General features: G+C 63.9%; 17 protein-coding genes. 4 read left to right on the forward strand and 13 right to left on the reverse strand.

The genetic code is table 11. The annotated features are described in order from the left end of the window. Nucleotides 1–43 precede the first annotated feature (43 nt). Together ACNKU3_RS13270 and ACNKU3_RS13275 are read right to left on the reverse strand one after the other, a co-directional pair. A complete protein-coding gene (locus ACNKU3_RS13270; RefSeq protein WP_418259957.1) occupies nucleotides 44–637 on the reverse strand; it encodes a nuclear transport factor 2 family protein in 594 nt (197 codons plus the stop codon). A gap of 3 nt (nucleotides 638–640) precedes the next feature. Beyond that, complete coding sequence (locus ACNKU3_RS13275) at nucleotides 641–1,501, reverse strand: SDR family NAD(P)-dependent oxidoreductase (RefSeq protein WP_418259958.1); 861 nt, start codon at nucleotides 1,499–1,501, stop codon at nucleotides 641–643. Nucleotides 1,502–1,715: 214 nt separating this feature from the next. Here ACNKU3_RS13275 and ACNKU3_RS13280 point away from each other — a divergent pair, with 214 nt between their 5' ends. Then, nucleotides 1,716–2,120, forward strand: coding sequence for a CBS domain-containing protein (locus ACNKU3_RS13280; RefSeq protein WP_418259959.1), 405 nt, complete (start codon nucleotides 1,716–1,718; stop codon nucleotides 2,118–2,120). 18 nt (nucleotides 2,121–2,138) lie between these two features. Here ACNKU3_RS13280 and ACNKU3_RS13285 read toward each other — a convergent pair whose 3' ends face one another. Together ACNKU3_RS13285 and recQ are read right to left on the reverse strand one after the other, a co-directional pair. Further along, complete coding sequence (locus ACNKU3_RS13285; protein WP_418259960.1) at nucleotides 2,139–2,921, reverse strand: transglutaminase domain-containing protein; 783 nt, start codon at nucleotides 2,919–2,921, stop codon at nucleotides 2,139–2,141. Between the two features lie 138 nt (nucleotides 2,922–3,059). Then, a complete protein-coding gene (gene recQ, locus ACNKU3_RS13290) occupies nucleotides 3,060–4,883 on the reverse strand; it encodes a DNA helicase RecQ (RefSeq protein ID WP_418259961.1) in 1,824 nt (607 codons plus the stop codon). 165 nt (nucleotides 4,884–5,048) lie between these two features. Here recQ and ACNKU3_RS13295 point away from each other — a divergent pair, with 165 nt between their 5' ends. Continuing rightward, the gene (locus tag ACNKU3_RS13295) at nucleotides 5,049–5,237 is read left to right on the forward strand and encodes a PLDc N-terminal domain-containing protein (protein ID WP_418259962.1); all 189 of its coding nucleotides are present in this window, start codon (nucleotides 5,049–5,051) and stop codon (nucleotides 5,235–5,237) included. Nucleotides 5,238–5,521: 284 nt separating this feature from the next. Then, nucleotides 5,522–7,846, forward strand: a complete 2,325-nt coding sequence (locus ACNKU3_RS13300; protein ID WP_418259963.1) for a Tex family protein — start codon at nucleotides 5,522–5,524, stop codon at nucleotides 7,844–7,846. A gap of 9 nt (nucleotides 7,847–7,855) precedes the next feature. Here ACNKU3_RS13300 and ACNKU3_RS13305 read toward each other — a convergent pair whose 3' ends face one another. The 9 genes from ACNKU3_RS13305 to ACNKU3_RS13345 form a co-directional block, all read right to left on the reverse strand. Continuing rightward, nucleotides 7,856–9,187, reverse strand: coding sequence for a midcut-by-XrtH protein (locus ACNKU3_RS13305; RefSeq protein WP_418259964.1), 1,332 nt, complete (start codon nucleotides 9,185–9,187; stop codon nucleotides 7,856–7,858). Nucleotides 9,188–9,311: 124 nt separating this feature from the next. After that, nucleotides 9,312–10,220, reverse strand: a complete 909-nt coding sequence (locus ACNKU3_RS13310; protein ID WP_418259965.1) for a hypothetical protein — start codon at nucleotides 10,218–10,220, stop codon at nucleotides 9,312–9,314. A 3-nt stretch (nucleotides 10,221–10,223) separates the two neighbouring features. Further along, the gene (locus ACNKU3_RS13315) at nucleotides 10,224–11,363 is read right to left on the reverse strand and encodes an alginate O-acetyltransferase AlgX-related protein (protein ID WP_418259966.1); all 1,140 of its coding nucleotides are present in this window, start codon (nucleotides 11,361–11,363) and stop codon (nucleotides 10,224–10,226) included. 19 nt (nucleotides 11,364–11,382) lie between these two features. Beyond that, nucleotides 11,383–12,855: an MBOAT family O-acyltransferase gene (locus ACNKU3_RS13320; RefSeq protein ID WP_418259967.1), complete on the reverse strand. Its 1,473-nt coding sequence runs from the start codon at nucleotides 12,853–12,855 to the stop codon at nucleotides 11,383–11,385. Nucleotides 12,856–12,987: 132 nt separating this feature from the next. Further along, nucleotides 12,988–13,887, reverse strand: a complete 900-nt coding sequence (locus ACNKU3_RS13325) for a zinc-dependent peptidase (protein WP_418259968.1) — start codon at nucleotides 13,885–13,887, stop codon at nucleotides 12,988–12,990. Nucleotides 13,888–13,893: 6 nt separating this feature from the next. Continuing rightward, entirely contained in the window at nucleotides 13,894–14,838 is a 945-nt protein-coding gene (locus tag ACNKU3_RS13330) for a diguanylate cyclase domain-containing protein (protein ID WP_418259969.1), read from the reverse strand. A gap of 142 nt (nucleotides 14,839–14,980) precedes the next feature. Then, the gene (locus tag ACNKU3_RS13335; protein WP_418259970.1) at nucleotides 14,981–16,480 is read right to left on the reverse strand and encodes a SpoVR family protein; all 1,500 of its coding nucleotides are present in this window, start codon (nucleotides 16,478–16,480) and stop codon (nucleotides 14,981–14,983) included. Continuing rightward, entirely contained in the window at nucleotides 16,477–17,730 is a 1,254-nt protein-coding gene (locus ACNKU3_RS13340) for a YeaH/YhbH family protein (protein WP_418259971.1), read from the reverse strand. The genes ACNKU3_RS13335 and ACNKU3_RS13340 overlap by 4 nt, the downstream gene beginning before the upstream one ends. Before the next feature lie 363 nt (nucleotides 17,731–18,093). Continuing rightward, entirely contained in the window at nucleotides 18,094–20,016 is a 1,923-nt protein-coding gene (locus tag ACNKU3_RS13345; protein ID WP_418259972.1) for a PrkA family serine protein kinase, read from the reverse strand. A 242-nt stretch (nucleotides 20,017–20,258) separates the two neighbouring features. Here ACNKU3_RS13345 and ACNKU3_RS13350 point away from each other — a divergent pair, with 242 nt between their 5' ends. Beyond that, entirely contained in the window at nucleotides 20,259–22,058 is a 1,800-nt protein-coding gene (locus ACNKU3_RS13350; protein WP_418259973.1) for a monovalent cation:proton antiporter-2 (CPA2) family protein, read from the forward strand. Nucleotides 22,059–22,208: the final 150 nt, after the last annotated feature.

Here is a 22,208-nt window from a genome sequence, read left to right on the forward strand (position 1 = left end):
ACTACTTCTCCGGTTGCTGTCGTTATCGTTAAGTGGGTAGAAGTCAGCTGCTTTTCGGCCGGCTCAGGTTCCGTACATCGACCGGGGCACTCATTGCACGGCGGTTAATCAGTGGCCGGGTATACGAGGGATCGTCCGGCGTACGGCTGGGCCTGCCATTGGCCTGCAGGTCGGGAATATTCTGGAACAGCGGCACCTGGCTGCCTTCGACAGCGCCCGACCACTCCATGATGGTGTAGCGAAAAGCTACCTTCCACAGGCCCTCGCGGCGTTCCAGGCGGTCGAGGTAGCGACCGCCGCCCACCCAGTTGGAACCGTCGCGGTTGAGGCCGTGATAGAAAAAGTAGGTCTCTGTGTGCGCGCTGTCGCCATCGATCTCGCAGTAGTGATTCAGCAGGTTGTGCAGCGTGGACAGCTGCCCGTGCTCGTGCAGTTCCGCGCCCTTGTCATAGACCTCGCCCGGCGGGCCTACCAGGCTGCCGGCATCGATCACGGCATCAGTGTGATAGGCGGACAGGAATTGCTCCCGGTCGAAGCGGTCGATGGCCCGGCTGATGCGGTAGAGGCAGTCGAGTATCTCCTGCCGGTCCAGCAATTGCGTCAGGCGGGCGCTATCAACGCTGCGGTGCTCACTCATCGTTCAGCTCCGCTCGAAGTTCATCGCGCTGCGCACCGATTCCTCTTTCAGGAACATGGGCATATTGTCATCGGTGAGGTGACACCACTTGATGTTGCAGCCGCCGTCGGCAATCAGGCACTGGCCGGTCATGAAACTGGCGAGGTCGGACAGCAGGAACAGCACCGGCCCGGCGATCTCCGCCGGCTCGCCATAGCGACCCATCGGGATGCCCCGGCGCAGGCGCTGGGGGTCGGTGGACAGGTTCGCGGTCGGCGTCATCACCGGGCCGGGCGCCACCGCGTTGACCCGGACGCCCGAGGTAGCCAGCTCCAGCGCCATGGTTTCCACCACCGAGCGGATCGCCGCCTTGCCGGCGCCATAGCCCACGTTATAGGGGGAGGAGGTCATGCCGTTGATCGAGGAAATCGCCACGATCGACCCACCCCGCCCGGCGCGCTGCAATTCGGCTGCCACCGCCTGGCTGATAAAAAACATGGAGTCCAGGTTGAGTTGCAGCTGGGCGTGCCAGTGCTCGCGGGACAGCCGGGTGGCGGGTCCCCAGGTCGGCGGTGGGGCGCCGCCCACCACGGTGACCAGCCCGTGCAACTCGCCGGGGCACTGGGCCACGCAGTGCATGATGGCCTCGATGCCGGCATCGCTGAGCGCATCGGCAACGCAGGCGGTAACTGGCAGTCCCTGTTCGCGCAACTCGCTGACCACGGGGTCGAGACGGCCGGCATCGACATCAACGGCGACCACCGCGGCCCCGGCCTGCGCGGCCAGTTTGACCACCGCGCTGCCGATGCCATTGCCGCCACCGCCGGACACTATGATTTTTCGCCCGGCGAGCAAACCCGCCAGGGCGGTGCTGGGAACTGACATCCGGCGACTCCTTTTATTATTCCGGTCTGATCAGGGATTACACGAGTACCGCTTGAGCGCGCTACCAGTCAACATTTTTCGGCAAAAAATTGTTCCACCGGCCTCCCTCGGGCCGGCAACCAGCCGGCAGGCAGAGGCGGCGCAGGGACAATTCACCGGGAACCAAGTCGGGCTATACTCCTGAGTACAGCCGTTTTGCCTCGAGGGCGCCCCCATGCTCCAGTCCGTCAACCTGCGCGATTACATGATCCCCAATCCGGTGAAGGTCAAGCCGGACGACAATCTCCTGACCGCCATGCAGATGATCCTCGACAACAAGATCTCCGGCCTCTGCGTGGTCGACGAGGCGGGCAACCTGGTCGGCATACTCTCGGAAATGGACTGCCTGCGGGCCGTGCTCACCGCCACCTACAACAAGACCAGTGTCGGTGCCGTGCGCGACCATATGGCGCGGGACAACCTGGTGGTGGCCCACCCGGACGAGGACATCGTCGACGTCGCCCAGGACATGCTGGCCAAGAACAAGCGCCGCCGCCCGGTGGTGGAAAACGGCAAGCTGGTGGGCCAGATTACCTGCCGCCAGCTGCTGTCGGCGGTGCGCAACTTCCAGGGCGCCTGAGCGCTTGCGCCAGGCGTATCAGAGGCGGCTGACGCTGACCACCTGCTGCAGGGGGGGCGCCGAGGGGCCAAACTGGGTGTAGAGGGCGACGTCCGCCGCATCGCGGCCATAACCAATGGCGACATAACCGCACTTTTCGCTATTCTGGGTCGCGTCGAAGGTATACCAGCGCCCGCCGACAAACGCCTCGAACCAGGCGTGCATATCCATCGGATACAACCCGTGCAGGTAACCCACCACCATCCGCGCCGGAATGCTCAGGGCCCGGCACAGGGCGATGCCCAGGTGCGCCAGGTCGCGACATACGCCGGACTGGCGCGCATTCACCTCGATCGACGAGATCGGCACGCTGCTGCTGCCCGGAATGTATTCAATGTTGGCGCGCAGCCAGTTCTCGATGGCCGCCACCTGGTCGTAGCCCAGCAGGCATCCCGCAGTGAGTTCCAGCGCCATGCTGCCAAAGCGGTCCGACTCGCAAAACCGGCTCGGCAACAGGTAGTTCAGCACGGTTTCCGGCAGGTTACACACATCCACAAAGGCCGCGCCGGGGGCAGAATCGAGCAAGTCCGGGGTCTTCACCTCAGCCGCGGTGGATATGGCGAACGCCCCCGCGGGCGCCACCAGTCTCTGGCAGAGGTTGCCGTAGACATCCGTGAACTCGGTGACCGGCACGGTCGGCGAGATGTTGTACTCCTCACGGGCAATCCACTGCTGTGCTCCACTGCGAGGCCGCAACATGAGGATAAACGAGGTAGGCACCTCGAATTCGAAGTTCAATTGACAGGAGACGTGCAACCACATGCCGGTGTCCATATTGGCTGGAAAGGCCGGGCGCCAGCGGGATAGCGGCGCCGCGAAACGTCCATCAATAATAGGGCCGAAGAGGGACTCTCCACAATCCGCATCACCACTTTCGGCCCCGTGGCCCGAAAGCGCCCTTCAACTCGCGGGGACAGCCGTTCCAATCGCGGCGTACTCGCGAATCACCTCGAGGAACTGTGCCCCGTACTTGTCGAGCTTGCGCTCGCCGACGCCGCCAATCCGCCCGAACTCCTCCAGCGACCCGGGAAGCAGCGCGCACATTTCCTGCAGGGTGCGGTCGTGGAAAATGATGTAGGGCGGAATCCCCTGCTCCTCCGCAAGGCTGCGGCGGCGCTCGCGCAGGGCTTCCCACAGGCCGACGTCGATATCCTCCGGCAGGGCTTGCCGGGTCTGTTGCTTCGCCGCCTTGCGCACGGGGTCGCGGCGCAGGTCGAGCCGCTCCTCCCCGCGCAGCAGCGGCCGGCAGTTGTCGCGCAGGCGCAGGGCGCCGTACCGCTCCATATCGACACTCAGGAAGCCGCGGGCGACCAGTTGCCGGAACACCGAGCGCCACTGGTTGCCGTCGAGGTCACTGCCGACCCCGAAGGTGGGCAGCGCGTCGTGCCCGAACTGCTCCACGCGCTCGGTGCGCTGGCCGCGCAGCACGTCCACCAGGTGATTGACACCAAAGCGCTGGCCGGTGCGCCAGGCCGCCGACAGCGCCTTCTGCGCCGCCTCGGTGCCGTCCCAGGTGGAGACCGGCTCCAGGCAGGTATCGCAGTTGCCGCAGGCCTGGTCGAGGGTGTCACCGAAGTAGTGCAGCAGGGCCTGGCGCCGGCAGCTGGTGATCTCGCACAGGCCGAGCATGGCGTTGAGCCGCTGCTGTTCCGCCCGCTTGTGTTCCACGCTGCCCTCGGAGGCATCCATCATCTGCCGCAGCTTGATGACATCCTGCAGGCCGTAAACCATCCAGGCGTCCGCGGGCTGGCCGTCGCGGCCGGCGCGGCCGGTCTCCTGGTAGTAGGCCTCCACGGTCTTCGGCAGGTCGAGGTGGGCGACAAAGCGCACGTCGGGCTTGTCGATACCCATGCCGAAGGCGATGGTGGCCACCATCACCACCCCCTCCTCGCGCAGGAAGCGCGCCTGGTGGGTGGCGCGCAGGCGGGCGTCGAGGCCGGCGTGGTAGGGCAGCGCGGCAAAGCCCTGCTGGCAGAGCCAGGCGGCGGTTTCCTCGGTCTTGCTGCGCGACATGCAGTAGACGATACCGGCGTCCCGCGGGTGCTCCTCGCGCAGGAAGCGCAGCAACTGCTGCCGCGGGTTGTGCTTGAGCGCCACCCGGTAGCGGATGTTGGGCCGGTCGAAGCCGGCGATGAACTGGCGGGCATCCCCGAGGTCGAGGCGGGTCAGGATTTCCTGCCGGGTGCGGGCGTCGGCGGTGGCGGTCAGGGCAATCCGCGGGATATGCGGATAGCGCTCGTGCAGCAGGCTGAGCTGCAGGTAATCGGCGCGGAAATCGTGGCCCCACTGGGACACGCAGTGGGCCTCGTCGATGGCGAACAGGGCGATGCGAGCCCGGTCCAGTAACGCCTGCATGCGCGGCTGGATCAGGCGTTCCGGCGCCACGTAGAGCAGGTCGAGCTCCCCGGCGAGCAGGGCCGCCTCCACCGCGCGGGCCTCCTCGGCGGGCAGGCTGGAATTCAGGTACCCAGCGCGCACCCCGAGCTGGCGCAGGCTGTCCACCTGGTCCTGCATGAGGGCGATCAGTGGCGACACCACCACCCCGCAGCCGTCCCGTACCAGCGAAGGCACCTGGTAGCACAGGGACTTGCCGCCCCCGGTGGGCATCAGTACCAGCGCATCGCGACCGGCGCACAGCTCGCCGACGACTTCGCCCTGCAGCGGGCGAAACGCATCGAAACCGAAGGTGGATTGCAGAACCTGGAGGGCGGGGTCGAATGACATGGCGGCAGTATAACCCGAGCGCTGCACCGGCTGGGCGTCAAAAGCGCTCGCCGGGGCACAAATTCCACCGTGTTCCCGGAGCGACCCATGCAGCGGCGTTCGCCGGATGCCAACTGCCCTGTCCTTGTCTACACTGACAATCGAGCCAACTGCGTTGGAGGCGACATGGACATTCAGGTTGGGGGCGTATTCGGCCTGCTGATTCTGATCGGCGATATCTGGGCCATCATCAATATTCTCGGCAGCAGGAGCGAGACTCTCCACAAGCTCCTGTGGATCCTGCTGGTCATCTTCCTGCCCCTGGTTGGGCTGGTGATCTGGTTCTTCGCGGGACCGCGGTCCAACAGCGGCTAGCTGTTCTGCTGCCGGTTCGGGTGGCGGCCTGACGGGCGCTGCACGTCTTCCTGCGATACCTGGTCTTGTTTGGGTGGGGTGGGGTGGGCGGCCCGGCGGCCGCCAGACCGCCAGACCAACCGACACGCCAACCCCGGGGGCCGCAGGCTGTCCTCGCCAGTCCCGACTAGACATAAGTCACGCGGAAATTCCATATCGAATTGCCCTGCGCCTTGACGCATAATCCCCCTCCGAATCCATCCCGAAGTTTCACTCCAATCGCGGTAGGCACTGAAAAAAACAGCATGACTAACAGCATCTCCCGGCGGATCGCCGACGAACTCGCCGTGGGCGAAAACCAGGTCAACGCGGCTATCGGCCTGCTCGACGAGGGCGCCACCGTGCCCTTCATCGCCCGCTACCGGAAAGAAGTCACCGGCGCGCTGGACGACACCCAGCTGCGGACCCTGGAAGAGCGCCTGCACTACCTGCGGGAAATGGAGGAACGGCGCGGCGCCATCCTCGCCAGCATCGAGGAACAGGGCAAGCTGACCCCGGAGCTGAAACAGTCGATTCTCGGCGCCGAGACCAAGCAGCGCCTCGAGGACCTCTACCTGCCCTACAAGCAGAAGCGCCGCACCAAGGCGCAGATCGCCCGCGAGGCCGGGCTGGAGCCGCTGGCGCTGGGGCTGCTGGAAGACCCCAGCCAGGACCCGGAGGCGCTGGCCGCGCAGTACCTGAACCCGGAAGCGGAAATCAAGGACAGCAAGGCCGCCCTCGACGGCGCCCGCCAGATCCTCATGGAGATGTTCGCCGAGGATGCCGACCTGCTGGCCAAGCTGCGCGCCTTCCTCGAGGAGCACGCCCTGCTCGCCTCGCGCATGGCCGACGGCAAGGAACAGGAAGGGGCCAAGTTCCGCGACTACTTCGAACACACCGAAGCGCTCAAGGGCGTGCCCTCCCACCGCGCCCTGGCCATGTTCCGCGGCCGCCGCGAGGGCGTGCTCAACCTCAACCTGGTAATGGACGCCGAGGAAGACCTGACCGCCACCCATCCCTGTGAGGGCATGGTGGCCGAGCACGTGGGCATAAAGGACCAGGGACGCCCCGCCGACGGCTGGCTGCGCGACACTGTGCGCTGGACCTGGCGGGTGAAACTGCTCACCCACCTCTCAACCGACCTGCTGGGCAAGCTGCGCGAAGCAGCGGAGGAAGAGGCCATTCGCGTCTTCGCCAGCAACCTCAAGGACCTGCTGCTGGCGGCCCCCGCCGGGCAGAAGGCCACCATCGGCCTCGACCCGGGCCTGCGCACCGGGGTGAAAGTGGCGGTGATCGACGCCAACGGCAAGGTGCTGGACCACGGCGCGATCTTCCCCAACCCGCCGCAGAACAAGATCCGCGAGGCCGAGGCCGTGTTGCTGAAGATGATCCGCGCCCACGACGCGGAGCTGATCGCCATCGGCAACGGCACCGCCAGCCGCGAGACCGACCGCTTCGTCGGCGACCTGTTGAAGGCCAACCCCGACCTCAACTGCCGCAAGGTGATGGTCAACGAGGCCGGTGCATCCGTTTACTCTGCTTCAGAATTTGCCGCTAAAGAATTCCCCGACCTCGACGTCACCATCCGCGGCGCCATCTCCATCGCCCGCCGCCTGCAGGATCCGCTGGCGGAACTGGTGAAGATCGACCCGAAATCCATCGGCGTCGGCCAGTACCAGCACGATGTCAGCCAGGTGCAGCTGGCCCGCCAGCTGGACGCGGTGGTCGAGGACTGTGTGAACGCGGTGGGCGTGGACGTGAACACCGCCTCCATTCCCCTGCTGGCGCGGGTCTCCGGCCTCAGCCAGAGCATCGCCGCCAACATCGTCGCCCTGCGCGACGAGCAGGGCAGCTTCGCCGACCGCCAGGCGCTGCTGAAAGTCTCCCGCTTCGGCGACAAGACCTTCGAACAGGCCGCCGGCTTCCTGCGTATCCAGGGCGGCAGCAACCCGCTGGACGCCTCGGCCGTGCACCCGGAATCCTACGCGGTGGTGGAAAGCATCGCGGCAAAACAGGGCCGCGAGGTCAGTAGCGTGATCGGCGACAGCAGTTTCCTGCGCGCGGTCAACGCGGCGGACTACGTCACCGACAGCGTCGGCCTGCCGACAGTGAAGGACATCCTCAGCGAGCTGGACAAGCCCGGCCGCGACCCGCGCCCGGAGTTCAAGATGGCCAGCTTCCAGGACGGGGTGGAGAAGATCTCCGACCTGCGCCCGGACATGGTGCTCGAAGGCACGGTTACCAATGTGACCAACTTCGGCGCCTTCGTCGACATCGGCGTCCACCAGGACGGCCTGGTGCACATCTCCGCCCTCTCCGAGAAGTTCGTCAAGGATCCGCGCGAGGTGGTGAAGGCCGGTGATATCGTCAAGGTGAAGGTCATGGAAGTGGACGAGCCGCGCAAGCGCATCGGCCTGTCCATGCGCATGTCCGACAAGGCCGGCGAGCAGGCGGAGCAGCGCGGCGGACGCCGCGATGACAAGCGCCGCGGCGGCGGCAAGCCGCAACAGCAGCGGCAGCAGAAGACCTCGGCACCGCCGGCGAACAACGCCCTGGCGGCGGCGTTCGCCAACGCGAAGAAAGGGCGCTAGGACGCGCCCTCAGGGCGTTAAGGTCCGCGTGCAGCGCACTCGCGCGGAATCGCTCTTGGAGACCACAGTGACCGACTGGTAGCTGAAGGGGATCTGGTACGCCTCATTCGGCGCGGCCTCTGTGGAAGCCCAGTAGGACCCCAGCGCATAGCCTCCCACTGCCACCCTGTTCAGGTACATCGACGACAGCTCGTGGGCGGCTGGCAGGAACCAGTCGGTGTAGCAGGCATTGCCCGCCTGGCAGGGGGTATTGCCCTGTGAGTCCACCTCGTAGTCGGCGCACAGCTGCGCAGCATAGGGCGTGCCGCCATTGTTGCCGAGCACCGCGACGATCTGCGCCGTATTCCCCGCGCCATTGCCCAGGGATTGCGCGCCGGTCGCCGTGCCGAACCCGCCCCACTGGATGCCTGCGCTGCTGTCGGCCGTCGCCGCCACCAGGCTGTTCCCGCCATTCAGCGCCGTGATCACGCCGCCGCCGGCCGCCTGCCCCACCGCGGTCGCGAGATAGGTGAAGCCGCTGGCGAGGGTGGCAGTGCCGGCGGGCGCGCTCACTGCGACGTCCACCGCGCCGGCCGCGTGCGCCGGCGCGACTGCCGTGATGGTCGTGCTGCCGACCACGTTGACGCTGGTCGCCGGCACGCCGTCGAAGGTGACCCCGGTCGCGCCGGCCAGGTTGGCGCCGGTAATCGTCACGCCGACCTGACCGCTGGCGCTGCCGGAGGCGGGACTGATCGCACTCACCTCCGCCAGAGACGTGTAGAAATTGCGACACACAGTGTCCACGTCCACCCGGCAGCTGTCGCCGTCGGCGAGGACCAGCCCTGCCGCACAGGCGGACGGCACCGGTGTCGGGGCGCTGCCGGCGGGCAGCAGTACGCCCGACAGCCCGCCGGGGAAGCACTGGGCGGAATCCGGCTGGGTGATCGACGCGACCCGCAGCGCGACGCCCGATGCGTTGGTGAAATCCGCGACCTCGAAGCCGGCGATGTCGCCGCCCGAAGGTATCTGCGTCACCGGAATGGACAGGGTCTCGCCCGCCGGGTCGCTAAAGGTGAGCAGCAGCTGCGCCCGCAGCTCTGCGCTCTGGGCGAAGAGGCCGGCGCAGATAGCGGACACCAGCAGTGGCAGCGCTCGCCCGAAGCTGCGCCCCCGGCACAGCGCCAGCAAGCCCAGCGCCAGCAGCGCCATGGACAACATGCCGAGCAACCAGCCGGCATCGACCGGGACGGGGCTGGCAACGGCTGCCGCCGATGGCGCAGTGGTAAGCTGCTGCCCGAACGCAGAAGTCCCCAGGCCCAGAAACAGAACTGCGCAACCACGCCCGCGCTGTGAACAACCCATACACTTCTCCTTGTGCACCCACCACGGGGACTGCGGCTACGAAAAAAAGGATTGTACAAACTGACTTTTGTAGGAATCGATCAATAACTGGAGATTTTTACATTGGGGAATCGGTGCGCTCCCCTCACTCCCAGCCCAGTTCCGCCGCCGACAGCGATACCGCCGGCGGCCCCGCCGGGTTATAGCGCCCGCGCAGCCAGCCGCTGCTCGCCTGCAGCGCCCCGGGACTGGCGTACAACAGGGGCAGTTCCACCAGCGCGGAATCGCCGGCCCGGTTCAGGGTCACCAGGTGGCCCGGGCGTCCCTGCAACGCGGTCACCTGCAACTGGTCCCACTCCACCGCCACGCCCAGCGCTGGCTGGCGCGCCAGTTCCGAGGCCAGCGCTTCCAGCTCGCGCATCAGCTGGCCGCACAATTCGCGCCGCGTGTTCAGGTTGGCCGTACCGGGAAAGTTCACCCGCAGGTTGCGGTAAACACAGGCCGCGGTCCCCGGCCCGAATTCCCAGTTGAGGTTGACCGGGGCCGGCGGCGGCGCCAGCGGTATGGCATCCACAGCGACCAATTGCTCGCAGACACCGGGGCGGCAGAAGCGCGCCAGCACGGCCTGTTCATAGGCCGCCTGCTGCTCCGGTCGCGGGTGCGCGAGGATCACCACACGCCCGGCCACGTCGAGGAAGGGCACATCGTTGGGGTGCCGCTGCATTGCCAGCGGCGCGCCGGCTTCCAGGGTTTCCACCAGCGGCAGCAACTGCATGGCATAGCGGTCTACCGCGCCGGCCCAGGAACGCAGGGTGCGGGCGTCGGCTTCCTCGGTCTCCCGTGCCTGGCGGCGGGCGAGATCCGCCTCCGCCAGGTAGGTTTCGGTGAGCTCGAGGATGGCGACGCTGGCAAAGCGCGCCCGCAGCGACTGGTCCTCGCTCGCCGCGAGTGAACTCACCACCCGCTCAAAGCGCGATTCGGCGTGTACCGGCAAGGCTGGAATCAGCGTCATCGCCAGCAGCAGGCCGCGCGCACTACAGGAGATTAGGCGCATCCGCTATTCCCTCTCGGCTTCCACGACATGCGACGCGCCGTCGAACTCGTAGGCCATGGCACGCAGCAGGTTGCGCTCGACCACCAGGAAGACGACGAAATCCGGCCGCTTTTCCCGCACAAATTTCCGCAGGCGCTCCCCGTTCAGCAGGTAGGCAATGTGGGCGTGCCAGACAGTCTGGAAGCTGTGATTGAAATATTGTGATACCGCAATGCCGAACGAGTCCTGCACCAGCAGCAGGGATCTGGCATTCAGGGCATCCGTGTTGCGCAGTTCACGGGCAAAGAAATAGGTGGGCACCACCGGCTCGTCGCCCACCGGCACACAGTCCGTGCTGCCCCTGAAGTCCTGGTCGAGCTTGATAAAACACTGCGCCGGCGCGCGCCGGTGAATCCGCTGTTCATACCACTGGTCGTAGTCCCCGGGCAGCAACTGGTTGATACGCAGTAGCTTGGCGAGCCCCGTGGCGGGGCCTCGTGCCAGGGTGAAACTCACATCGCTCTCCTCGAGAGCCCGCAGTTGCGGGTCCTGGGCGGCCAGTGCCTGCATGACTGCCGCATAGCCGGAAAATGCCGCGGGTGCCGTCCAGTGGGAGTCGGTGCGGTTGTAGAGCACATCGCGACAGCATTTCCCGGCGCCGATGACCGGTGCGGTGTCCACGATCTGTACACCCCCCGCGAGCGCCGCCGCCACCAGGCGCTCCCGGGTAGCGTCCTTGCCGAAGGGCAGCCAGGCGGGCGCGAATTCCGGGTAGATGGTGTGCTTGTTGGGCGCTATCGCAAACAGCGAACCCACCCCCTGGGCCTGTAACCAGTCCTGCCGCTGCAACAATTGCCCGGACCAGCGCCCGGTGGACACCGGCGGCGGTGAGCCATCGCCACCGGCCGCCGCGGAGGCCACCCCTTCGAACTTGTCACCCAGGTAGAGCCAGCCCTCCCTGCCGACCAGGGCAAAGCGCGGCTGCACGCTGATCCCCGAGCGGTAGAGTGCCAGCGCCACGCGCTCACTGATATGCCCGTTCTCGAACAACAGGTGCAACCGCTCCGCCGTGCCGCCCCGCGCGAAGCGCCGGGCTTGCTCTTCAGTCCACTGCTGCAGGTTCCAGGCCGCATAGGTCGCCAACAGGCCAATCACGATGGCCACGAACGCCACAATCTGCCGGCTAGAAGTTGAAATAGAGGAATACACTGGGACTTCCCGCAAGAAGGAACAGGACTGCCAGGGCGAATGCGCAGGCGGCGATCACGATTTTCCAGTTGGGCAGCGCAATGGCACCCGCATCGTAACCCGACTGCTCCATGCTGTTACGCGCGAACACGGTCGCCAGCAGCACCAGCGGCGCCAGCCACAGCAGGGACAGGTTCAGCCCGCCGACGACAATCGAATACAGCGGATTGTCCGCCTGTTGCATCGCCTGGTACAGCAGCACACCGGACAGGCCGCTGTCCGCCGGGGAAAACATGGCGCCAATAATCCGTTGCGCTGTCGCCAGGTCCGGCGCGCGGAAAAACACCCAGGTGATGTTGATGAAATTGAAAGTCAGCAACCAGCCCAGCCAGCGCGGCATGGGGCGCGCGAATGTACTCCACAGGCGCTGAACCACCATCGCCAGCCCGTGCATCCCCCCCCAGACGATAAAGGTCCAACCCGCTCCGTGCCAGATACCGCCGACGAGAAAAGTCAGCAGCAGGTTGCGCAGGGTTTTCCTGGTTCCCGACTGGCTGCCCCCCAGCGGGATGAAAACATAATCACGCAACCAGGTGGACAGGGTGATGTGCCACATCCGCCAGAACTCCCTGATGCTAGAGGCGCGGTAGGGCGACAGGAAATTCACCGGCAGGCGAATACCGAACAACAACGCCGCGCCGATCGCCATATCCGAGTAACCGGAAAAGTCGTAATACAGCTGGAAGGTATAACTGAGGCTGGTCAGCCAGGCATCGGAGCGGCTCAGCACGGCCTGGCTGAAACCGGCGTCGGCGAGCGGTGCGAAGGAATCGGCGACACAGACCTTCTTGAACAGGCCGAGGGCAAAAATGAACAGGCCCTGTGCTGCCAGGGCGCTGCCGGCAACGGAGTTGCCGCCGGCGGCCACCGCCGCGAACTGCGGCATCATCTGCTTGTGGTGGACGATGGGCCCGGCGATCAATTGGGGAAAGAAGGTGACAAATACGCAGTAATTGACGAAACCGTATTCATGGGCGAAACCCTTGTAGCAATCGACGAGGTAGGCGATTTGCTGGAAGGTAAAAAAACTGATCGCCAGTGGCAGCACCAGTGCGGCCATTGAAAAATCACTACCGCCCAGGGCGTTGAACAATTCCAGCAGGAACCCGGCGTATTTGAAGTAGGCCAGCACGCCCAGGTTGAAGAACAGGCCCAGTCCCAGTAACGCGCCGGCGTGCCCCCTGCCCTCCCGTGTCTTTGCCAGCGCGATACCGAGGTAGTAGTTCACCACGATGGACAGCAAGAGCAGCGGCAGGTATTCCAGCTTCCAGTAGGCATAGAAATACAGGGAAGCGATTACCAGCCAGGCCTTTGCTGCGCCGGCTCGCCCCAGGCGCAGCAAACAATGATAGGCGAGTACCACCAGCGGCAGGAACAGGAACAGGAAGGTGGTGGAATTGAACAGCATCGGGGCCCGGGCGGCGGTTATTGTTGTGGGTAAAAACGCGAAAGCTTACTACCAAGCCGCCGAGGAATCACCTGCACCGGCATCCGGGGAGTTTGGCACTGGCCTGCTGGCGCGAAGAAATATCCCGCGCAACTACCAGCCGGCGGAGCCCCGCGGGCATTCCCGCGGCCAACCGGGCGACTGCGGATTCAGTGCTGGGCCAGTGGCGTCCTCACGCCACTGCTCCGGGTCCACGCGGTAGTAGTCTTTCAATACCCGGAACAGTTCGGGATAGGCCCTGGCCATGGCCCGGGGGCGTTCGTAGAACAGCTCGGTGATGACCGCAAAGAATTCCGCCGGGTTGGTCGCGCCGTAATCGTCGATCAAGCCGTGGCGGCCGTGGTGAAGCTGGTTGCGCAGGTGCTCGAACTCGTGTCCCAGTACCGCGGACCACTGCCGGTAGCCCTCGCGGGTGTAGAGCAGCGGCGCGCCGTCGGCGCTGCCGTCTTCCTGGTCGAGTTGGTGGGCGAATTCGTGCAGCACCACGTTGTGACCGTCGCTGTTATCGAGCAGGCCCTGCTGTACGCTGTCCCAGGCCAGTACCACCCGCCCGTTGCTCCAGGAAACACCGAGGAACGAGGTTCTCGCGTGGGACACCAGGCCGTCCTCATCGTGCTGCGGCTGGCGGTTGCGAAAGGCCGTGGGAAACAGGTAAATCCAGCGCAGGCCGCGGAAACCATTGGTGGGACGGTTCAGTAACAGGGTACAGGCCTGTGCTGCGATAACCACCCGCATCTGCTCGGTGACTTCCAGCCCCTCACAGCCGCTGAACCGCTTGTCGTAGAGGAATGCCTGTACCTGTTGACGCAGTTCGCACTGCAGCGACGCGGGCATCCGGGCAAACCATGGCAACTGGTGCAGGAAAGCCTCCCAACCGGGAGGAAAGGGCTGGGCCAGGGCCCGGCGGCGGCGGTAGCGAGGCAGCCAGACGAACAGGGCGGCGCCCGCCAGGCCCAGCAGCAGGCAGAACAGGACCCACTGGAGAAAGCTCATCGCAGTCTACTCCACCGTGCAGATCCGGTTGCGCCCGGTTTGCTTGGCCTGGTACAGGCTGCGATCCACCCGTTCAATGAACGCCAGCGGATCGTCGCCGCGGTCAGGTACGGTACTGCCGACGCCGAGGCTGATGGTCAGGTTGCCCCCGGCACGAGAGCGGGCATGGGGAATCGCCTCCCGGCGCAGCAGTTCCTGGCAGCGCTGGGCCACCATCTGCGCGGCTGCGGCCTCGGTTTCCGGTAACACCCAGATGAACTCCTCGCCGCCAAAGCGGGCAAAGAAGTCCCGTGGCCGGCGGGCGGCGTTTTCCAGCAGGTTGGCGACCCGCCGCAGGCATTCGTCACCCTGGATATGCCCGTAGTGGTCGTTGTATTCCTTGAAAGCATCGATATCGAGCAGGATCAGCGACAGCGGCTGGCGGCTGCGAATCGACTGCGACCACTCGACATCCATGATCGAGTCGAACATCCGCCGGTTGGCGATGCCGGTCAGGCCGTCCTTGTAGGAAAGCTCCTCCAGTTCCTGCTGTACCCGGGCCAGTTTCTCCTCAGTGCGCTTGCGTTCACTGATATCGAACATAAAGCCGACCAGGGCCTCCACCGAACCGTCCTCCCGGCGCACCACGTGGACCACGTCGCGAATCCAAACGTACTCGCCATCACTGGTCAGGGCGCGATAGTCCGCCTCGTGGTCGACACCGGACTCGGATTGCGACACGCAGTAGTTCACTACCCACTCGCGGTCCTCCGGGTGCATGCGCTCCGCCCAGTCCTCGACGCTGACCCAACTGGACTGGCGCCAGCCGAGCAGCGATTCGATCTGCGGGCCGATGTAACTGAACTGCATGGTCGCCCAGTCAATGCGCCAGGGAATGGCGCGGGTCGATTCGAGCAGGGTCCTGTAGATGCCTTCGTCATCCTGCTGTGCGGGTACTTCCTGTTTGGTCATGGCTCAACTTGTTAAATCGGGAAAATCTGCGGGTACTGAATAGTACATGCTGGGGCCACAGGCAAGGGCGGCGAGGTGAAAACGGGAACTGGCGCCAGGTTACAGCCTGGTCATCGTCACGACCGGGGCCCGGTCGCAGCGATCATTCGAGCTCGCTGTGCACAATGCGGGAATTCACCTTGCCATCCTTGACAGATTCCAGCACAACGTCGAAGCCCCACAGGCGTTGCAGGTGCTTGACCACCTCTTCCCCACTGGATTTCTCCAGGGGACGGCCGCGGTGCATGTCGTGGCGCAGGGTCAGGGAGCGGTTGCCGCGTACATCCACGTTGTAAACCTGGATATAGGGTTCGAGGTTGCCGAGATCGTAATTGGCGGAGAGCGCCTCGCGCACCATCTGGTAGCCGGCGTCATCGTGAATTGCGGTGACCTCCAGGTAATCGCGGTCCGAGTCGTCGAGTACCGCAAACAGCTTCAGGTCGCGAATCATGTGCGGCGAGAGAAACTGCAGGATGAAGCTCTCGTCCTTGAAATCGCGCATCGCGAAATCCATCGTCTCCCGCCAGGGAGTGCCGGCGATATCCGGAAACCAGCGGCGGTCTTCCTCGGTGGGGTTCTCGCTGATGCGGCGCAGGTCCTGCATCATGCCGAAACCGAGGGTGTAGGGGTTGATGCCGCTGTAGTAGGGCGAATTGAACGGCGGCTGGTAGATCACTGCGGTGTGGTACTGCAGGAACTCCATCATGAAACCGTCCGTCACCAGCCCCTCGCGGTACATTTCATGAATGATATGGAAGTGCCAGAAGCAGGCCCAACCCTCGTTCATCACCTTGGTCTGGCGCTGGGGATAGAGGTACTGGGACACCTTGCGCACGATGCGGATGATTTCCCGCTGCCAGGGCTCCAGCAGGGGGGCGTTCTTCTCGAGGAAATACAGGATGTTTTCCTGCGGCTCCTCCGGGTAGCGATGTTGCTGGCGGTGGTCCGCCACCCGGTCCGAAACCGGTATCGTCTTCCACAGCTCATTGACCTGCTGCTGCAGGATGATCTCCCGCTCCTCGCGCTTTTGCCGCTCCTCCGCCACCGACATCGGGTAGGGGCGCTTGTAACGGTCGACGCCGTAGTTCATCAGCGCGTGGCAGGCATCGAGGATTTCCTCGACTTCCTCCACACCGTGGCGCTGCTCGCACTCGGCGATGTAGTTCCGCGCAAACACCATGTAGTCGATGATCGATTCGGCGTCGGTCCAGGTGCGGAACAGGTAGTTGCCCTTGAAAAAGGAATTATGGCCATAGCTGGCGTGGGCGATGACCAGCGCCTGCATGGTGAGGGAGTTCTCCTCCATCAGGAAGGCGATGCAGGGGTTGGAGTTGAACACTATCTCGTAGGCCAGCCCCATGTGCCCGCGCTTGTAGCTGTTCTGCACCGCGAGGAAGTGCTTGCCGAAGCTCCAGTGGTGATAGTTGATAGGCATGCCGGATGAGGCATAGGCGTCCATCATCTGCTCCGAGCTGATGATCTCGATCTGGTTGGGATAGGTATCGAGCTTGAAATCCCCGGCGATCCGGGCGATTTCCCGCTCGTAGTCCTGCAGCAGTTCGAAGGTCCAGTCGGATTCTGTCGACAGTGGTTCGCGCGTCATGCAGTCTGCTTCCGGAACAGTTCGTGGAATACCGGATAGATGTCCCCCGGACCGGTAATGTGCTGCATCGCGAACACATCGTTCCAGCGCTCCAGCAGGGTGGAGTAGATATTCCACAGGGGCTTGTCGCCAGCGTCGGTAATTTCCACGTAGGCGTAATACTGGCAGAGCGGCAGCACTTCGTTGATCAGACGCAGGCAGCGCTGGGCGTCGTCGGGCCAGTTGTCACCGTCTGAGGCCTGGGCGCCGTAGATATTCCACTCCGTCGGGGAGTAACGCGCCTCGATAATGGTTTTCATCATCTCCAGCGCACTGGACACCACGGTACCGCCGGTCTCGCGGGAATTGAAGAACTCGTCCTCATCCACTTCCTTGGCCACCGTATGGTGGCGGATGAAAACCAGTTCCGTGCGGTCGTAATTGCGCGACAGGAACAGGTAGAGCAGGATGTAAAAGCGCTTGGCCAGATCCTTGATCGACTGGTCCATGGAACCGGAGACGTCCATCACGCAGAACATCACCGCCTTGGAGTGCGGGATTGGCTCGTGATAATGCCGGTGATAGCGGATATCGACGTCGTCGAGGAAGGGGATGCGGGACAGCGCCTCGCGCAGTTCGCTGATGCGCGCCTCGATCTCCTCGCGGCGCTCGGCAGATTCCTCCGGCAGTTCCGCCAGTTCCTTTTCCAGTTCCCGTAGCTCGGTGCGCCGCCCGGCGCCGAGGGCTATACGCCGCGCGGTGGCCGAGCGCATGGAGCGCACCACGCTGAGATTGGAGGGCGGCCCGGCGGAGGTGAAGCCACCGCGCAGGCGCTTGAACTCCTCCTGGCCCGAGAGCAGGCGCTTGGTCAGGTTGGGCAGTTCCATATCATCGAAGAGGACGTCGAGAAACTCGTCGCGGTTGATCTGGAACACGAACTCATCCATGCCCTCCCCGTCCGCGCTACCCTGCTGGCCGCTGCCGCCCCCGCCACTTTCCGGGCGCGGGATGCGATCGCCGCGCGTGTACTGGTCATTGCCGGGAACCACATGGGTAATCCGGCCACCGGCGCCGTGATGGAAGCGGGGTTCGCCGATATCCTTGCTGGGGATGGCGATTTTCTCGCCGCGATCATTGTCGGTAATATGGCGGCCGCGCAGGTTCTCACTGACCGCTTCCTGTATTTGCTGGCGATAGCGGCGCAGGAAGCGCTGCCGGTTGACGGTGCTTTTCTGTTTCGGGTTGTTCCTGCGGTCGATCAGAAATCCCACGTTGTCCTCCGATCGCGACTGTATTCAGTATCGGCACTGCAATGCAATATAGACCTCGCTGCCCTTCCAGCTTTGACAAGACTTTGGGGCAACGGTTTCCAGCCCGCTTCACCGGCACGACAAAAACCGGGCAACCCGCCTGCCAACGCGAATTACGGCTAAGCAGGCTAAAAGTTGGTCCGAAGGCGGCTTCGTAGTTCGGCGTGTATTCACACGGTGGTATTTGCCGACACGCCGTGAACCCGTCCATGGGGGCTCGGGCTCGGCATCCATGCCTCGCACGGTCGGCAAATACCACCGTGTGAATACCCACCTTACTTCATACCAAACTTCTACTTTGGCACATCAAGTGCCAGGAAAAATCTACTGCGACTTGCGCACCCTCAGGTACCACTCCGACAGCAACCGCACCTGTTTCTCGGTGTAGCCGCGGGCAACCATCCGGTCCACGAAGTCGGAATGCTTCTTCTGGTCCTCGGCGGATGCCTTGGCATTGAAGGAAATGACCGGCAGCAGGTCTTCGGTGCTGGCGAACATCTTCTTCTCGATAACGGTGCGCAGTTTTTCGTAGCTGGTCCACCTCGGATTCTTGCCGGCATTGCTGGCCCGGGCCCGCAGGGTGAAGTTGACGATCTCGCTGCGGAAGTCCTTCGGGTTGCTGATACCGGCGGGCTTCTCGATTTTCTCCAGTTCGTCGTTGAGCGCGGAGCGGCTGAGCATCTCGCCGGTTTCCGGATCGCGGTACTCCTGGTCCTGCACCCAGAAATCGGCGTAGGTGACGTAGCGGTCGAACAGGTTCTGGCCGTACTCGGCATAGCTCTCCAGGTAGGCGGTCTGGATTTCCTTGCCGATGAATTCGACGTAGTTCGGCGTCAGCCATTCCTTGATGAAGTTCAGGTAGCGGTCGTGCACCTCCGCCGGGTACTGTTCCTGCTCGATGGCCATCTCCAGCACATAGAGCAGGTGCACCGGGTTGGCGGCGACTTCCACCGGATCAAAGTTGAATACCTGCGACAAGACCTTGAACGCAAAACGGGTGGACAGGCCGTCCATGCCCTCGTTGACGCCGGCGTTGTCGCGGTATTCCGCGATCGACTTGGCTTTCGGATCGCGGTCTTTCAGCGATTCGCCATCGTAGATACGCATCTTGGAATAGATGCTCGAGTTCTCCGGCTCCTTGAGACGCGAGAGCACACTGAACTGGGCAAGTATGTCGAGGGTGTCGGGCGCGCAGGGCGCCTCGTGCAGGGAGCTGTTCTGCAACAGCTTCTCGTAGATCTTGATCTCCTCGGTCACCCGCAGGCAGTAGGGCACCTTGACGATGGATACCCGGTCGATGAAGGCCTCATTGTTCTTGTTGTTCTTGAACGACTGCCACTCGGACTCGTTGGAGTGGGCCAGCACGATCCCCTCGAAGGGGATGCCGCCGATACTCTCGGTACCGTTGTAGTTGCCTTCCTGGGTCGCCGTCAGCAGCGGGTGCAGTACCTTGATGGGCGCCTTGAACATCTCGACGAATTCCATCAGGCCCTGGTTGGCGCGGCACATGCCGCCGGAGAAGGAATAGGCATCGGGGTCGTTCTGGGCGAAGTGTTCCAGCTTGCGGATGTCCACCTTGCCCACCAGTGAGGAGATGTCCTGGTTGTTCTCATCGCCGGGTTCGGTCTTGGAAATACCCACCTGGTCCATCACCGAGGGGTACATCTTGACCACCCGGAACTGGGTGATGTCACCGTGGAATTCGTGCAGGCGCTTGACTGCCCAGGGAGACATCACCGACTTCAGGTAGCGGGTGGGTATATTGTACTCCTCCTCGAGGATCGCCCCGTCCTCGTCCGCGCTGAACAACCCGAGGGGCGACTCGTACACCGGCGAGCCCTTGATGCAGTAGATGGGCTGCCGCTCCATCAACTGCTTGAGGCGCTCCGCAAGTGAGGACTTACCACCGCCGACGGGTCCGAGGAGGTAGAGGATTTGCTTGCGCTCTTCCAGGCCCTGCGCCGCGTGGCGGAAATAGGAAACGATTTTCTGGACCGCTTCTTCCATGCCGAAAAACTCGTGGAAGGCGGGGTAACGCTTGATGACCTTGTTGGCGAATATCCGGCTGAGCCGGGGATCCTTCGAGGTGTCGACCAGCTCGGGATTACCGATTGCCAACAACATCCGCTCTGCGGCGGAGGCGTAAACGCTTGGATCGGATTTGCACAACTCCAGGTATTCCTGAAGGCTGTACTCCTCTTCCCGCGTCGCTTCGTAGCGGTCCTGGTAGTGATTGAACAGGCTCATCGTCCACTCCTCCCTGTCTTTGGGCAAAGACAAAAACCACTTGAGGTTGAGTTTCAGCATACAGGAAATTGCGTCGGCTAGAAGAGGAAAAGAAAAAATAAAAAGCGTGATTTTTACGACAATGCGTTTTTTAATGGGTGTTCCCTGATGCGCTGCGCTGCCCGCCCCGGTCACCGCGCACTCGCGACCAAACCGCAGCCCGCCATCTTCCCTCGCCTTGCCGTGTAGGCTACATTCAGCGAATGTTTGAAGCGTTTATTTTCCTCCTCGCCGCGGTCATCGCGGTGCCCATCGCGCGGCGCCTCGGCCTGGGCTCCGTCCTCGGCTACCTGGTCGCCGGCGCCGTTATCGGCCCTTACGCGCTGGCACTCGTCGGCAGCGATATCGAGGAAGTCATGCACTTCTCCGAACTCGGGGTGGTGATGATGCTGTTCCTGATCGGCCTGGAAATGGAGCCGGCAAAACTCTGGCGCATGCGCCTGCCGATACTCGGCATGGGTGCGGCCCAGGTGTTCAGCACCGCCGCCGCGCTGGTCGCCCTGGCGCTGGCCTTCGGCCTGGGCTGGCGGGAAGCGCTCGCCATCGGCTTCATCCTCGCGCTCTCATCCACGGCCTTCGTGCTGCAGATGCTCTCGGAAAAGGGCCTGCTGAAAACCGAGGGCGGTCGCTCCGCATTCTCCGTGCTGCTGTTCCAGGACATCGCAGTGATTCCCATGCTCGCCCTGCTGCCGCTGCTGGCGGAGCATGCGATCGACGACGGCGAGAACTATTTCCACGAGGGACTGTCCGGCTGGCACCACACCCTGGTGGTCGCCGCGGTCATCATCGGTATCATCCTCGCCGGGCGCTTCCTGGTGCGCCCGCTGTTCAACATGGTTGCCTCGGCGCAGATGCGGGAGCTGTTCATCGCCACCGCCCTGCTGCTGGTGACCGGCATCACCCTGCTGATGGAGCAGGTGGGGCTGTCCGCGGCCCTCGGTACCTTCCTCGCCGGCGTGGTGCTGGCGGACAGCGAATACCGCCACGTGCTGGAGGCAGAAATCGACCCCTTCAAGAGCCTGCTGCTCGGCCTGTTCTTTATCACTGTCGGGGCCAGCATGGACTTCCACCTGCTGGCGGACAGACCCCTCGACATCGCCCTGCTGGTGACCGCCCTGATCGGCATCAAGGTGATCGTGCTGCTGGTGATCGGCAATGTCTTTGCGCTGGCCCGCGACCAGCGCTGGCTGTTCAGCCTGGCGCTCGCCCAGGGCGGCGAATTCGCCTTTGTGCTGTTTGCCTTCGCCACCTCGCTGTCGGTGATTCCCGAGGCCATGGCCAGCACCCTGATCCTCGCGGTCGCCCTGTCGATGGCAATCACGCCGCTGCTGATGCTGTTCTACGAACTGTGGCTGCGTCCCCGGCTGATCAGCCAGTCCGGCGAGGAACGGCCCTCCGCCGACACCATCGACGACGGGGCGACCCCGGTCATCATCTGCGGCTTTGGCCGCGTCGGCCAGATCATCGGCCGCCTGCTGCGCACCAGCGGCTTCCAGGTCACCGTTCTCGACCACAGCGTCGAGCAGGTCGAACTGGTGCGGCGCTTCGGGCACAAGGTGTTTTTCGGCGACGCCTCGCGCCCGGAACTGCTGGAGGCGGCCGGTATTCGCGATGCCCGCTTGCTGGTGCTGGCGCTGGCCGATCCCGACAGCACCCTGCAGATCGCCCAGTACGCCCGCAAGCACTGCACCCACCTCACCATCATGGCCCGCGCCATCGGCCGGCGCGAAGCCCAGAAACTGCTGCGCGCGGGGGTCGACGTGGTGGTCCGGGACACCTTCCACTCGGCCATGCAGCTCGGTCAGCAGGCCCTGCAGTTCCTCGGACTGGACGAGGCCCAGAGCCGGGAAAAGGCGGACACCTTCCGCAGTATGGACGAGGCCCACCTGCTGCAACTGGTGGATTTTGTCGACGACGAGAAGGAATACATCAACCGCTCCAGGCAGAACAGCCTGGAGCTGGAACGCGTGCTGCGCGCCGAGGCGGAAGAAGCCGCGAACTGAGCAGCCCGCAAGCGCCCCCCAGCAGCCTGCATTCCCGACCGCCCCCAAGCGCCTGAAATATGATTTGGCGGGAATACAAAACTGTAATATATTCAGCTTTTAAGGCGGTCACGCCTTAGCTACAGCACCTGATCTAACAATAATTAATAG

The organism is Haliea sp. E17 (genome assembly GCF_048323675.1).
Classification (GTDB): domain Bacteria; phylum Pseudomonadota; class Gammaproteobacteria; order Pseudomonadales; family Halieaceae; genus Mangrovimicrobium.